At 67.0% G+C, this 12,424-nt stretch carries 13 protein-coding genes and 1 tRNA gene; 8 read left to right on the top strand and 6 right to left on the bottom strand.

The features are described from left to right. The first annotated feature begins 14 nt into the window (after window positions 1-14). Complete coding sequence (locus CE453_RS29055) at window positions 15-182, top strand: hypothetical protein (RefSeq protein WP_157733086.1); 168 nt, start codon at window positions 15-17, stop codon at window positions 180-182. A 170-nt stretch (window positions 183-352) separates the two neighbouring features. Here CE453_RS29055 and rpmG read toward each other — a convergent pair whose 3' ends face one another. The 4 genes from rpmG to rnr form a co-directional block, all read right to left on the bottom strand. Beyond that, window positions 353-520, bottom strand: a complete 168-nt coding sequence (gene rpmG / locus CE453_RS17645) for a 50S ribosomal protein L33 (RefSeq protein WP_089175769.1) — start codon at window positions 518-520, stop codon at window positions 353-355. A 157-nt stretch (window positions 521-677) separates the two neighbouring features. Beyond that, on the bottom strand, window positions 678-1,412 hold the full coding sequence (locus CE453_RS17640) for an NUDIX hydrolase (protein ID WP_198302134.1): 735 nt from the start codon (window positions 1,410-1,412) through the stop codon (window positions 678-680). Beyond that, window positions 1,409-1,858, bottom strand: a complete 450-nt coding sequence (locus tag CE453_RS17635) for a DUF983 domain-containing protein (protein WP_089175767.1) — start codon at window positions 1,856-1,858, stop codon at window positions 1,409-1,411. The genes CE453_RS17640 and CE453_RS17635 overlap by 4 nt, the downstream gene beginning before the upstream one ends. After that, entirely contained in the window at window positions 1,855-4,215 is a 2,361-nt protein-coding gene (rnr, locus tag CE453_RS17630; RefSeq protein WP_089175766.1) for a ribonuclease R, read from the bottom strand. Before rnr ends, CE453_RS17635 begins: the two co-directional genes overlap by 4 nt. Window positions 4,216-4,396: 181 nt before the next feature. Here rnr and CE453_RS17625 point away from each other — a divergent pair, with 181 nt between their 5' ends. Then, window positions 4,397-5,053, top strand: a complete 657-nt coding sequence (locus CE453_RS17625; RefSeq protein WP_089175765.1) for a flavin reductase family protein — start codon at window positions 4,397-4,399, stop codon at window positions 5,051-5,053. 304 nt (window positions 5,054-5,357) lie between these two features. Here CE453_RS17625 and CE453_RS17620 read toward each other — a convergent pair whose 3' ends face one another. Beyond that, window positions 5,358-5,768 (bottom strand): DUF2000 family protein, encoded by a 411-nt coding sequence (locus CE453_RS17620; protein WP_089175764.1) that lies wholly within the window; start codon window positions 5,766-5,768, stop codon window positions 5,358-5,360. On the opposite strand from CE453_RS17620, the gene CE453_RS17615 reads away from it, so the two are divergent. The 3 genes from CE453_RS17615 to CE453_RS17605 all read left to right on the top strand — a co-directional run bounded on the left by CE453_RS17615 (window position 5,767) and on the right by CE453_RS17605 (window position 8,244). Beyond that, the gene (locus CE453_RS17615; RefSeq protein ID WP_089175763.1) at window positions 5,767-6,645 is read left to right on the top strand and encodes an AraC family transcriptional regulator; all 879 of its coding nucleotides are present in this window, start codon (window positions 5,767-5,769) and stop codon (window positions 6,643-6,645) included. The genes CE453_RS17620 and CE453_RS17615 overlap by 2 nt on opposite strands. An 82-nt stretch (window positions 6,646-6,727) precedes the next feature. Next, window positions 6,728-7,714 carry a phosphogluconate dehydrogenase (NAD(+)-dependent, decarboxylating) gene (gnd, locus tag CE453_RS17610; RefSeq protein WP_089175762.1) on the top strand — a complete coding sequence of 329 codons (987 nt, stop codon included), beginning with the start codon at window positions 6,728-6,730 and terminating at the stop codon, window positions 7,712-7,714. 5 nt (window positions 7,715-7,719) lie between these two features. Continuing rightward, window positions 7,720-8,244: a gluconokinase gene (locus tag CE453_RS17605; protein WP_248307772.1), complete on the top strand. Its 525-nt coding sequence runs from the start codon at window positions 7,720-7,722 to the stop codon at window positions 8,242-8,244. 16 nt (window positions 8,245-8,260) lie between these two features. Here the strand turns inward: CE453_RS17605 and CE453_RS17600 are convergent, their stop codons facing one another. After that, complete coding sequence (locus CE453_RS17600) at window positions 8,261-9,718, bottom strand: multicopper oxidase family protein (RefSeq protein WP_089175761.1); 1,458 nt, start codon at window positions 9,716-9,718, stop codon at window positions 8,261-8,263. 187 nt (window positions 9,719-9,905) lie between these two features. On the opposite strand from CE453_RS17600, the gene CE453_RS17595 reads away from it, so the two are divergent. From CE453_RS17595 to CE453_RS17585, 3 genes are all read left to right on the top strand, one after another. After that, a tRNA-Leu gene (locus tag CE453_RS17595) sits at window positions 9,906-9,990 on the top strand. 141 nt (window positions 9,991-10,131) lie between these two features. Next, the gene (gene tig, locus CE453_RS17590; RefSeq protein ID WP_089175760.1) at window positions 10,132-11,574 is read left to right on the top strand and encodes a trigger factor; all 1,443 of its coding nucleotides are present in this window, start codon (window positions 10,132-10,134) and stop codon (window positions 11,572-11,574) included. Window positions 11,575-11,736: 162 nt separating this feature from the next. Continuing rightward, window positions 11,737-12,360, top strand: coding sequence for an ATP-dependent Clp protease proteolytic subunit (locus CE453_RS17585; RefSeq protein WP_089175759.1), 624 nt, complete (start codon window positions 11,737-11,739; stop codon window positions 12,358-12,360). The last annotated feature ends 64 nt before the right edge of the window (window positions 12,361-12,424 follow it).

Genomic DNA, 12,424 nt, shown 5'->3' with positions numbered 1-12,424 from the left:
GGGGGGATAGCGCGATGAGCCATTCGGACCAAGTCGGCGGCGAGGACGCCGCGGAAGGGGCGCGCCGCGCCCATTTGCCTCGTTGGCGGAGGGCGCTGGCCGGGCACGGCGGGACCGCACTTCTGGCAATGGCCTGGATTGCGGCAATCGCAGTCATGATGGAAATCAAGCGGTTCGGGTAATGATCGCCAAGCCCGCGCATAGGATTCTGGCGCGCTTCCTGAGCCTGCTGGCTTGAAAGGCCTACATCCTCGGCCGATGATGCAGGGACGTGCCGTGACCCAAACGAAAAAACCGCCCCGTTAGGGGCGGTTTTTTCAGAAGCAAAACCAAGTGGTCAGGCCGCTTTGGCTTACTTGATCTTGGTTTCCTTGAACTCGACGTGCTTGCGCGCGACCGGGTCGTACTTCTTCTTCGTCATCTTCTCGGTCATCGTGCGCGAGTTCTTCTTCGTCACGTAGAAGAAGCCGGTGTCGGCGGTCGAAAGCAGCTTGATCTTGATCGTCACGGCCTTGGCCATGGGCTTATCCTCGAACCATGCGGGCCTTGGCGGACCCTCAGAAAAGAAAATGGCCGGGGTGGCCCGGCAAACCGTCAGCGCGGGAGATGCCGCAAAGGGCCGGCGAAGTCAAGGAAGAATAGCGCCGCCCGGGAGACCGACGCATCCCTCGACCGCCTCAGAGTTCCTCGCGCACGAAGCTGCCACGCTTCTCCCAATAGAAGGGTACCGGCAGATAAGGCGCGAAGCCGCCAGCGATCCGGGCTTCGACCTCCTGGATGATGACCTTGGTGATCGTCGGCAGGTCGAGCTCCTTCGCCTCGTCGAAATCGACCCAAACGAGGTCGGTCAGCTCCGAATCCGGCCCGGTGACGCCGTCGATCTTCTTGGCGAGCGCCGAAGCGTCGATGGTGAAGAAGCGCGTGTCGAAGCGTTTCGGCCGGCGCGGCGGCGTGATCGCGCGGGCGACGAAGGTGATGGTGGAGAGATCCGGGAAGATACCGTGCCGGGCGAAGTCGCTCCAGCTGCCCTCGGGGGCGATCTCGGGCGCGCCGAATTCGCCCGTGCCGAAGAGCAGCCCGGTTTCCTCGAAGGTCTCGCGAATCGCTGCCAGCGCCAGCGCGCGCGCCTTGCCGATGCTGGGCCGCACAGCCCGCTTGAGCAGCCTGTCCTCGCAAATCTGCGGGAGGGCGCCGGTCGCCACCATGCGCCGGTCGCCGTCGTCGAGCCGCCCCCCGGGGAAAACGTATTTGCCCGGCATGAACTTGTGGCTCTCATGGCGCTTGCCCATCAGAACCTTCGGCCGGGCGCTGGTGCGATCGATGATCAGCATCGTCGCGGCGTCCTTGGGCCGCTGGTTGGTCGAGACCCGCGCGCGCTCGGCCTGCGTCAATGTCACGGTATGATCGGTCATGGCTGTCTTCCGCGAGGAGGCAGGGGTTGGCGCTCCGGCTGGTCGGCTTCGCCGCCGAAGCCGTGCATGCGCAACGCCCATTGCAGGCCGACGACGCCGCCTTTGACGGGTTGCATCAGCGCGATCGAGAGAATGACCGTCAGCGCCGGCCACAGCGCCATATGCCACCACATGGGCCAATCGCCATATTTCTCGGCAAGCAGAAGCCCGCCGACGATGATGTGGCCGACGATGGTGATGACGACATAGGGCGGCAGGTCGTCGGCACGCTGGTGGTGCAGTTCCTCGCCGCAGCTCTCGCAGCGATCGACCGGCTTGAGGAAAGCGCGGAACAGCCGGCCCTCGCCGCAACGGGGGCAATGGCCCCTGAGGCCGCGCATGATCGCCTGGCGCCAGTCGCGCGTGACCGCCTCGCCGGCCGAGCCATGAAACTGAACGCCCATCATCGCCTCTTGCCGGGCCTGCTCTTGCCCGGCTTCGCTCTGCCAGGCCCAGCGTTGCTCTTTCCGGCCTTGCTCTTGCGGCCGAAGGGGGCCGCGGGCCGGCTGTCTCCATATGGCGCGCCGCGGCGGCGCTGGCCAGCGCGGCCTGTCGCCACAGTCCGCCCGGCCGAGAGCAGCTCGAAGCGCAGCGCGCCGGCGACGGGCGCCGCTTCGACCAGCTTCACATGCACCCTGTCGCCGAGCCGCCAGCTTTCGCCGGTGCGGTCACCGATCAGCGCGTGGGCGGCCTCGTCATAGCGGTAGTAGTCGCCGCCGAGCGTCGAGGCCGGGATGAAGCCATCGGCGCCGGTGTCGTCCAGCTTCACGAACAGGCCGGCCTTGTTCACGCCACCAATGCGCCCGTCGAAACTCGCGCCGATCTGGTCGGCGAGGAAATGTGCGATCAACCGGTCGGTGGTCTCGCGCTCGGCCGCCATCGCGCGCCGCTCCGCGGCCGAGATGCGGGTCGCGATCTCGCGCAATTCCGCCAGCGTCGTGTTCTTCGGCAAGCCGTCATCGCCGAGCTTGAGCGCGGTGATCAGCGCCCGATGCACGATCAGGTCGGCATAGCGCCGGATCGGTGAGGTGAAATGGGCGTAGCGGCGCAGATTGAGACCGAAATGCCCGTAATTCTCAGCGACATACTCAGCCTGGGCCTGCGTGCGCAGCACCACCTCGTTGATCAGCGTCTCGTTCTCCGAGCCCTTGATCATCGCCAGGATGCGGTTGAACAGAACCGGCCTCAACACCCCGTCCTTCGGCAGCTTGATGCCGATCGAGGCCAGCACCTCGCCGAGCGCTCGCATCTTCTCCAGCGAGGGTTCGTCATGGCTGCGGTAGATCAGGAGGCTCCCGGCCTTCTCCAGTGTCTCAGCGGCCGCCACATTGGCGAGGATCATGAATTCCTCGATCAGCCGGTGCGCCGCCAGCCGCTCAGGCACGATGACGCGCTCGACCGAGCCGTCGGCCTTGAGGATCAGCTTGCGCTCGGGCAGGTCGAGGTCGAGTGGCTGGCGCTGGTCGCGGGCGCGCGCCGCCACGCCATAGGCCGCCCAGAGCGGCATCAGCACGCTCTCGCGGATTGCTGCGGTCTTTTCGTCGGGCTTGCCGTCGATGGCGCTTTGCGCCTGCTGGTAGGAGAGCTTTGCCGCCGAGCGCATCAGTACGCGGTGGAAGGAGTGGCTCTTCTTCGAGCCGTCGGCCTTGAGCACGAGACGGACCGCCATGGCCGGCCGGTCCTCGTTCTCGCGCAGCGAGCAGAGATCGTTCGAGATCCGCTCCGGCAGCATCGGCACGACGCGGTCGGGGAAATAGACCGAGTTGCCGCGTTCCAGCGCCTCGCGGTCGAGCGCCGAGCCGGGGCGGACATAGGCTGCGACATCGGCGATGGCGACGGTGACGACGAAGCCACCGGGGTTGTCGGGGTTCTCGTCCGGCGCGGCATGGACCGCGTCGTCATGGTCCTTGGCGTCGGCCGGGTCGATGGTGACGAGAGCCAGTTCGCGCCAATCCTCGCGCCCTTTCAGCGTCGCAAGCGGCGCCTCGGCCGCTTCCTGCAGGGCGGCCGGCGGGAATTCATGCGGGATGCCGTGGGCGTGGATCGCGATCAGGCTGACGGCACGCTCCGACTTGATCGAGCCCAGCCGCTCGCGCACCTGCGCTTCCGGCGGGCCGAAACGGCTCTCGCGGCGCAAACTGACCGAGACGAGGTCGCCGTCCTGCGCGTCGCCCGTGCGGCCCTTCGGGATGAGTGCTTCGCGCCCCTGCGCCTTCTTGTCGATTGGTACCAGCCGGCCCGAGCCATCGGGCAGGGCACGGAAGATGCCGAGCACGGCGGCCTTCGCCTTGCCCATCACCTTCAGCACGTGGCCGGAATAGGCGTAGCCGTCGACGCCGCGCAGCCGCGTCAGCTTGAGCAGGGCATGGTCGCCGACACCGGGGGCGGGTTTCGCATCCCGAGGCTTGCGCCGACCTTCGCGCCGGTTCTCGATCAGGATCCGCGGCGGCGCGCCCTGGTCGTTCTCGTCCCATTCGAGCGGCTGGGCGACGAGGTCGCCATCGCGATCGCGTGACTTGATCTCGCAGAGCAGGACCGGGGGCAAGGCACCGCGCGGATGCACCGGCCGTTCCTTGCCGTCGCCGCCGATCTCGCCCTCCTGCTCCATCTCGCGGAGCAGGCGCTTCAGCCAGATCTTGCCGCCCTGGTCGAGGCTGAAGGCGCGCGCGATCTCGCGCCGGCCGACCTCGCGGCCGGCGGCGCGCTCCTCCTCGATGAAGTCGAGGATCGCCTCGCGGCTCGGCTCAGGAGCGGAGATGGGCATGGCCGACGGACGGGTTGGGCAGCGGAACGAAAGAGGTCACGTCGGTCTTTTGGCATGCCGGGGCGCGAGCCGCCAGCACAATGGCGCGCCGAGCCCCGCCGATGCTACGGCCATTGCCGTAACAACCGGCGCCGCGGCGGGAATAAAGAGATCGGCCTCGCAATCAGAAGGTTCGACTCCGATGCTTTCCCTGACCAAGCCGACGGCCGCAGATCATCCGGGAACGGAAACCGTCACGATCACGCCCTCGGTCCTCTATTTCGGAACTCCGGTCGTCCTTGTCGTCACGCGGAACGCCGACGGCTCGGCCAACATCACGCCGATGTCTTCCGCCTGGGCGCTCGGTACACGCATCGTGCTTGGCCTCGCCGGCGCCGGCCATGGCGTCGCGAACCTCTTGCGTGAAGGCGTGTGCACGCTGAACTTCGCCTCTGCCGATCTCTGGTACAAGGTCGAGAAGATTGCGCATACGACGGGGCGCGACCCCGTTCCGGCGCACAAGGCGGCGATGGGCTTCGTGCATGCCGCCGACAAATTCGCGCTCGGCGGCTTCAGCCCCAGCCCGTCAGAGCTGGTCTCGCCGCCGCGCATCCGGGAGTGCCCCTTGCAGTTCGAGGCGAAGCTCGTCGGGCTCCATGGCGAGCGGCCTGATGGGGCGAACGAGCAGGGCATGCGGATCGTCGAGCTCGACGTCGTTCGCGTGCATGCCCATCGCGAGATCGTGGTCCCGGGAACCAACCATATCGATACCGCGCGCTGGAACCCGCTATTCTATGTGTTCCGGCACTATTTCGGCTTCGCGGAGAAGCTTGGAAAGACGTTTCGCGCCGAGATTTGATCGGGCGGCGATAGCTGACGATCGCCCAAGCCGAAAAGCAAGAAGGGCCGTCCTTGCGGACAGCCCTTCCATTGTCGAACCGCGATCCAGCGAACCGGATCAAAGGTGCGAAAACTCACGCGGAACAGAAACCCCAGCAAGAAGAGGTCCAGGTCCGGCCGCCTTGCACCAGCGGTTGATGACAATGAGACACTGGATCACCTCCTTTCAGTTGTTACCGACAAGAGGGAGGCTAAGGCGATTCTCTCCTGCTCGTAAATGGCAAAAATAGACTTCCGTGGAGAGCGGCCCCGGAGGTGGAGATTCAGCCGTGGAGCTTGAGGCCCTTGATGATCTTGTCGATGTCCTTGCGCTCGCCATGGAGCCCGAGACCGACGAGGTCGAGATCGGCCGTCGCGACTGCCGCCACGGCGGCACGGTTGTCGATGTCGTTTCCGGTGGAAAACAGCTCGTTGGTATAGAGATGCGCCCTGACGCTGCGGCCCTGCGCGCGCTGGAGCACCTGTTTCAGCTCCTCCGTCGTCGCAGCGAAGATCAGGACGGGCTGCCGGATCAGCGGGCCGTAGAACCGGCCGGAGCCGTCCTGATGGGGCTCTCCCGCCAGCTCCGGCGCGGCGCCGACGAGCCCGCCGGCGAGGAAGCTCGCGACATTGAGTTTTTGCCAGGTCGCGAGATTCTCGCGCACCACGATGGCGATCTTGGTATCGTAACGCATGGACGGAGCGTTAGCCGAGGCCGGAAAGGCCAGTCTTGAACGATCGTGCAAGCCGGGTGCCGCGGACTGGGTACGGCTCGGCACCGGCGCGGCAGGCATCGAGCGCATCGAGGCCTTCTTCCATGGCTACGCCTATGATCCGCACCGCCACGACACCTATGCCTTCGGTCTGACGCTCTCCGGCGTGCAGTCCTTCGACTACCGGGGCTCGCGGCGCGACAGCCTGAGCGGCCACGCGATCGTGATCCATCCCGACGAGGTCCATAACGGCCGTTCCGGCATCGCCGAGGGCTTTCGCTATCGGATGATGTATGTCGAGCCGCGGCTGATCCGTGAGGCGATGGGCGAGGTCGGCCGCAGCCTGCCTTTCGTTCCGGCGGCGGTCTCGCAGGATGCACGGCTGGTCGCTGCCATCACCCGCGCATTGCGCGATCTCGATGCCCCGCTCGAGGGGCTTGGGCTCGACGACATGGTCGTGCCCCTGGCCGACGCGCTTGCCGCGGCTGATCCGTCCGCGACAGGCCTGCGCCGGCAGCGGCTCGACCGCCCGGCGCTGGAGCGAGCGCGTGACTATCTCGACAGCCATCTCGAAACGGCAGTTGCCAGCGACGCGCTGGAGAGGCTGACCGGGCTCGACCGCTTCACCCTGGCGCGGCAATTCCGCGCGGCTTTCGGGACGAGCCCTTATAATTACCTCGTCATGCGTCGCCTTGGCCGGGCGCGCGGGCTTCTCGCGCTCGGAACGGCGCCGGCGGAGGTCGCAGTCGCCTGCGGTTTCGCCGACCAGAGCCATCTGACCCGCCAGTTCCACCGCGCCTACGGCGTCACACCGGGCCGCTGGCGGCGCTTGCAGGATCGCGCCGCTGGGGCGCGTTGAACCGGCCTTCCGCTTGCTCCGCCCGCGGCCGCCATGCTTCAAGCAGGCAAGAGAGCCGGCTTTCCGGCAGGAGTGACGTGACATGCAGCTCGGAGTGATCGGCCTCGGCCGGATGGGGGGCAACATCGTGCGCCGGCTGATGCGCGCCGGTCATGAATGCGTGGTCTATGATCGCGATCCGAAACCGGGGCAGGCGCTCGCCGCTGATGGCGCGGTCGTGGCCTCCGACCTCAAGGACATGGTCGCCAAGCTGAAGGCACCGCGTGCGATCTGGGTGATGCTCCCGGCCGGCAAGATCACCGAAGGCACGCTCGCCGAGCTCGCCGGCCTCGTCGGCGAGGGTGACGTGCTGATCGACGGCGGCAACGCATTCTGGAAGGACGACGTCCGCCGCGGCAAGGAACTGGCGGCCAAGGGCATCCATTACATGGATGTCGGCACTTCCGGGGGCGTGCACGGGCTGGAGCGCGGCTATTGCCTGATGATCGGCGGCGCGAAGGAGGCCTTCGACCGGCTGGAGCCGATCTTCAAGGTGCTCGCGCCCGGCAAGGGCGAGGTCGAGCCGACCAGGCATCGCGAGGGACGCAACCCGACGAGCGAGCAGGGCTATCTGCATTGCGGCCCGACCGGCTCAGGCCATTTCGTCAAGATGGTCCATAACGGCATCGAATACGGCATGATGCAGGCCTTCGCAGAGGGCTTCGACCTGCTGCGCAACGCCTCCGCCAAGGAAGGCCTGCCGGCCGATTACGGCTTCGACTTCGACGTTGCCGAGATCGCCGAGGTCTGGCGCCGCGGCTCGGTCGTCACCTCCTGGCTGCTCGACCTGACCGCCGAGGCGCTGGCCGCCGACGAGGAACTCTCCGCCTATACCGGCAACGTCTCGGATTCGGGCGAGGGTCGCTGGACGGTCGATGCGGCGGTCGAGACGGCGACGCCGGCCGAGGTGCTGACCTCGGCGCTGTTCGCCCGCTTCCGCTCGCGCGTCGACCACACCTTCGGCGAGAAGATCCTTTCCGCCATGCGCGCCGGCTTCGGCGGCCATGTCGAGCCGAAAAAGCAGGGCTGAGCCGCGTGAGCACGGAAAAGAAGGGCGGTCGACCGGCCGTCATCGTCATCATGGGCGTCGCCAGCTCGGGCAAGACCTCGCTCGGCGAGCGGCTTGCCGCGCGCCTCGGCTGGCCCTTCCGCGATGCGGATTCCTTCCACCCCCCTGAGAACGTCGCCAAGATGGCCGGCGGCACGCCGCTGACCGACGAGGACCGCAAGCCCTGGCTCGCGGCCATCGCGGCCTGGGTCGACGATCTGCGAGGCAAGGGCGCGCACGGCATTGTCACCTGCTCGGCGCTGAAGAAGGTCTATCGCGACGTCATCATCGGCGACCGGCCGGATGTCGTGCTGGTCTATCTCAAGGGCTCGCGCGAACTGATCGGCCGGCGCATGGCCGCCCGCCAGCATCACTTCATGCCGCCGGCGCTGCTCGACAGCCAGTTCGCCACCTTGCAGGAGCCCGGGCCCGACGAGCGGCCGCTCGTCGTCTCGGTCGAGGACAGCAAGGACGCGATCGTGCAGGACGTGGTCGAGCGGCTGGGGTTGTGAGGGCCGGGTAAGCGCCTCACGTCACCTCGAACCAGCCCCATAGCCCGAGATCGAAGCGTTCCAGTACCGTGGAGGAGATCAGCCAGCGGCCGGGATTCTCGGCGATGAAGGCGATGTGCCGCTTCTTGCCTTCGGGGATCTGCACCGTATCGAGGAAATAGTTCTCCCAGCCGTCGTCGAGCGGATGCAGCAGCCGGAAGGCGTGGCCATGCACATGCAGCGGCTGGATGAAGGCCGTGCGGTTGTCGATCGCCATCACGATCGGCGTGCCGCGCTTCACGCTGAACAGCGGCTTGGCGTCCCTCGCCCCGACGCCGCCATTGACCAGCCAGGGCCGGGCGAGGTCGAGGCCGGTGAAGTCGAGCGTCCGGTCCGGCGTCAGCCTGGCCCCGCCTTCGATCACCATTTCCGGCCGCAGCGCGTCCTGCATCCTGACCGCTGCGGGCAGGGCAGGGTTGAGCTTGAGCGCGGGCTGCGCCGCCGGCGGCACCTTGGCCGCGCCCTCGGTGACGATGCGAACCAGCGGTAATCCTGGGCCGATCAGGGCGGTGACGTTGACGGAGGCGCCGGCTTCGATCGGCAGGTCGAGCATCACGTCGTAACGAGTGCCCGGCGCGAAGGGCAGTTGCGCATGGACCGGCTCGAAGGTCTCGGTCGGCTGGCCGTCCACAGCGACGACGGCGGCCTTGGTCCCGTCGAAGCGCAGCCGCATGATCCGGGCGTTGCAGCCATTGGCGAGCCGGAGCCGCACGCGCGAGCCCGGCGGCAGTTTGACCGGCTGCGGCGGCGGCTTGCCATTGACGGTGAGCCAGCTCCCGAGCCGTCCTGCCGCGGCCGAACTCGTGCTGTGCAGATCGAAGGGCTGGATCGCCTGATCGTCGCCGATCAACCAGTCGGTGACCAGAACCGGCAGGTCGAGGGCGACGGCCGGCGGTTCGTGCTCCTCGACGATCAGCAGCCCGGTGAGGCCCCGCCCGGCCGGCTCGGATGAGCCGCCGACGAGGAGGGGGCGATAGAGGATCGTGCCCGAATCCGGTGGCGAGAGCCGGTATTCGAAGCTCTCGCCCGGCGCGATCGGCGGCTGGCTGAAGCCGCCGACGCCATCCTGCGACGCCTCGCCGCGCAGGCCCTGCCAGTGCAGCGAGAGCGGCGCCGTCGTTTTGTTCTCAAGCCTGAGCCTCAGCGTCTCGCCCTGCCTGATTCGCAGGGCTGGACCCGGTGTGGCGCCGTCGAAGGCCCAGATCTCGCTCTCCGCGGCTGGCGCTGGTCGCAGCCGGACCTTGGCGGGGCCGGCGCCGAGTGTGCGTATGGCGGGCTCCTGTGCCGGCTTTTCGCCGTCCGCTGGCTTCGGGCTCTGGGCCGTTGCGGGCAGGGGGGCGACCAGGCCGGGGGCGATCAGGCTCGCGCTGCCCAGCCCCGCCAGCATCTGGCGGCGGGTCGAAGCGGTCGGACGGTCGGGCAGCGGGCGCGTCATTCCCATCGCATAATCTGGCGCGCCTGCGCTGGCGAGAGGGCGGGCGAGGCGGCTGCGGAAAAGCGGCTGGTGCCGCTTCTTTGCAGAACCGTCATTTTTTTGCTGCAACCGCCGCCCGAAATGCGTATAGCGCTGCGGCTTGACGATGGCCGCGCTGCGTTTGCTCGCGCGCAGCGCTATCGGGCCGGCGGGCGTGGCGGAACTGGTAGACGCACTGGATTTAGGTTCCAGCGGCGAAAGTCGTGGGGGTTCGAGTCCCTCCGCCCGCACCATCGGTCTGACGATCATCGCGCACCCGTCAGGGCGCGAAAACGATGGTCGGTATGGAAGAGTTTTTCGCGAGCGCGGCGGCGGTCGGAACCGGCGTCGCGCTTTGGACATTGATGCAGTAACGAGCTGTTGGCGGTATAAAAATGAACGTGACCGAAACCCTGTCCCAGGGCCTCAAGCGCGAATTCCAGGTGGTGCTGAACGCCGCCGACCTGAAGACCAGGCTCGACGACAGCCTGCAGGACCTCCAGGGCAAGGCCCGCATCAACGGCTTCCGTCCGGGCAAGGTGCCGGTCGCCCATCTGCGCCGTCTCTATGGCCGCTCGGTCATGTCCGACGTGCTGCAGAGCGCCGTCAACGAGGCGAACCAGAAGATCGTCGCCGACAACAACCTGAAGCTCGCCTTCGAACCGCAGATCCGCTTCCCCGAGAACAAGGACGAGATCGAGGCCGCGATGGAGGCCAAGGGCGATCTCGCCTTCACCGTCGCGCTCGAGGTGCTGCCGAAGATCGAGCTCGCCGACCTGTCGGACGTTTCGCTCGTGAAGCCCGTCGCCGAGGTTCCGGACGCCGATGTCGACTCCGCGCTGGAACGCATGGCCGCCGGTAACCGCAGCTATGCCACCAAGGGCGAGAAGGCCAAGGCCGAGAAGGGCGACCGCCTGATCATCTCCTTCGTCGGCACGCTCGACGGCGAGAAGTTCGACGGCGGCACGGGCGAGGGCATCCCGCTCGATCTTGGCGCCGGCCAGTTCATCCCGGGCTTCGAGGAGCAGCTCGAGGGCGCCAAGACGGGCGAGAAGCGCACCGTCAAGGTGACCTTCCCCGAGAATTATGCGGCCGAGAACCTCGCCGGCAAGCCGGCCGAGTTCGAGGTCACCGTGACCGACGTCCAGGCTCCAGAGGCCGTCAAGATCGACGACGAGCTCGCCAAGGCGTTCGGCATGGAGTCGCTCGACGCCCTGAAGACCGCGGTGCGCGAGCAGATCGGCCGTGACTTCACCGCCCAGTCGCGCCGCAAGCTCAAGAAGGGCCTGCTCGACGCGCTCGACGGCAAGTACGGCTTCGAGCTGCCGCCGACCTTGGTCGAGCAGGAGTTCGCCGCGGTCTGGAGCCAGGTCGAGGCCGACATGAAGCAGGCCGGCAAGACCTTCGCCGACGAGGACACCACTGAGGACGCGGCTCGCGCTGACTACCGCAAGATCGCCGAGCGCCGCGTGCGCCTCGGCCTCGTGCTGGCGGAGATCGGCGAGCAGGCCAAGGTCCAGATCTCGGATGACGAGGTCACCCAGGCCCTGATCGAGCGCGCTCGCCAGTTCCCGGGCCAGGAGAAGCAGGTCTGGGAGTTCTACCGTAAGAATCCGCAGGCTCTCGCCGAGATCCGTGCCCCGATCTTCGAGGAGAAGGTCGTCGACCACCTCCTCGGCCAGGTGAAGGTCGCCGACGAGACCGTTTCGCGCGAGGCGCTCTTCGCCGATGACGAGGTCGAGGCTGCCGCTGAAGCCAAGCCGAAGAAGGCTGCCGCCAAGAAGACCAAGAAGGCCGAGGCCAAGGCCGACGAGAAGGCCGACGACGCCTCCGCCTGAGGTCGCCGGCAACCTTAATACAGGCATTTGCGCCGCCGGCCTTCGTGACCGGCGGCGCTTCCCTTTTCAGCCGCGATTGCCGTGCTTATGTGGTTGTCTTCCTAGCAGCCGCTGATTCGATAAATCGCCGCGATGCGGCGCTCTCACCCAAGGATTGACCCCATGCTTCGCGATCCGATCGAGACCTACAACAATCTCGTCCCGATGGTGGTCGAGCAGTCGAGCCGCGGCGAGCGCGCCTTCGACATCTATTCGCGCCTGTTGCGCGAACGCATCATCTTCCTGACCGGTCCGGTCGAGGACGTCTCGGCGTCGCTGGTCGTCGCCCAGCTCCTCTTCCTCGAGGCCGAGAACCCCAAGAAGGAAATCTCCTTCTACATCAATTCGCCGGGCGGCGTGGTCACCTCCGGCCTGTCGATCTACGACACGATGCAGTTCATCCGCTGCCCGGTGACGACGCTGTGCGTCGGCCAGGCCGCCTCGATGGGCTCGCTGCTGCTGACCGCCGGCGCCAAGGACATGCGCTTCGCCCTGCCGAATGCGCGTATCATGGTCCACCAGCCTTCCGGCGGCTATCAGGGCCAGGTCACCGACATCCTGATCCACGCCAAGGAGGTCGAGAGCCTGAAGAAGCGGCTGAATGAAATCTATGTGAAGCACACGGGCCGCAGCTACGAGGACATTCACAACGCCCTCGAGCGCGACAACTTCATGACCGCCGAGCAGGCCAAGGAATTCGGCCTGATCGACAAGGTGCTCGAGAAGCGCACCGACGAGCCGGCGTGAGGGCGCGGCGAGCCTCCCGATCCTGTGGGTTGGCTCGCGGCCATGGAATGCCCATATTGAAAGG

Source organism: Bosea sp. AS-1 (genome assembly GCF_002220095.1).
GTDB lineage: Bacteria > Pseudomonadota > Alphaproteobacteria > Rhizobiales > Beijerinckiaceae > Allobosea.
Note: the sequence above shows the minus strand (reverse complement) of the source record. Positions and strands in the feature narration are given on the sequence as shown.

Coding starts and splice junctions, on each gene's coding strand:
- CE453_RS17620 (WP_089175764.1), bottom strand. CDS start 5,768: ATGCGTTACGATACCAAGATCGCCATCGTGGTGCGCGAGAATCTCGCG.
- CE453_RS17640 (WP_198302134.1), bottom strand. CDS start 1,412: ATGACCGATCATACCGTGACATTGACGCAGGCCGAGCGCGCGCGGGTC.
- CE453_RS17625 (WP_089175765.1), top strand. CDS start 4,397: ATGCTTTCCCTGACCAAGCCGACGGCCGCAGATCATCCGGGAACGGAA.
- CE453_RS17600 (WP_089175761.1), bottom strand. CDS start 9,718: ATGACGCGCCCGCTGCCCGACCGTCCGACCGCTTCGACCCGCCGCCAG.
- CE453_RS17585 (WP_089175759.1), top strand. CDS start 11,737: ATGCTTCGCGATCCGATCGAGACCTACAACAATCTCGTCCCGATGGTG.
- CE453_RS29055 (WP_157733086.1), top strand. CDS start 15: ATGAGCCATTCGGACCAAGTCGGCGGCGAGGACGCCGCGGAAGGGGCG.
- rpmG (WP_089175769.1), bottom strand. CDS start 520: ATGGCCAAGGCCGTGACGATCAAGATCAAGCTGCTTTCGACCGCCGAC.
- rnr (WP_089175766.1), bottom strand. CDS start 4,215: ATGCCCATCTCCGCTCCTGAGCCGAGCCGCGAGGCGATCCTCGACTTC.
- CE453_RS17635 (WP_089175767.1), bottom strand. CDS start 1,858: ATGATGGGCGTTCAGTTTCATGGCTCGGCCGGCGAGGCGGTCACGCGC.
- tig (WP_089175760.1), top strand. CDS start 10,132: ATGAACGTGACCGAAACCCTGTCCCAGGGCCTCAAGCGCGAATTCCAG.
- gnd (WP_089175762.1), top strand. CDS start 6,728: ATGCAGCTCGGAGTGATCGGCCTCGGCCGGATGGGGGGCAACATCGTG.
- CE453_RS17615 (WP_089175763.1), top strand. CDS start 5,767: ATGGACGGAGCGTTAGCCGAGGCCGGAAAGGCCAGTCTTGAACGATCG.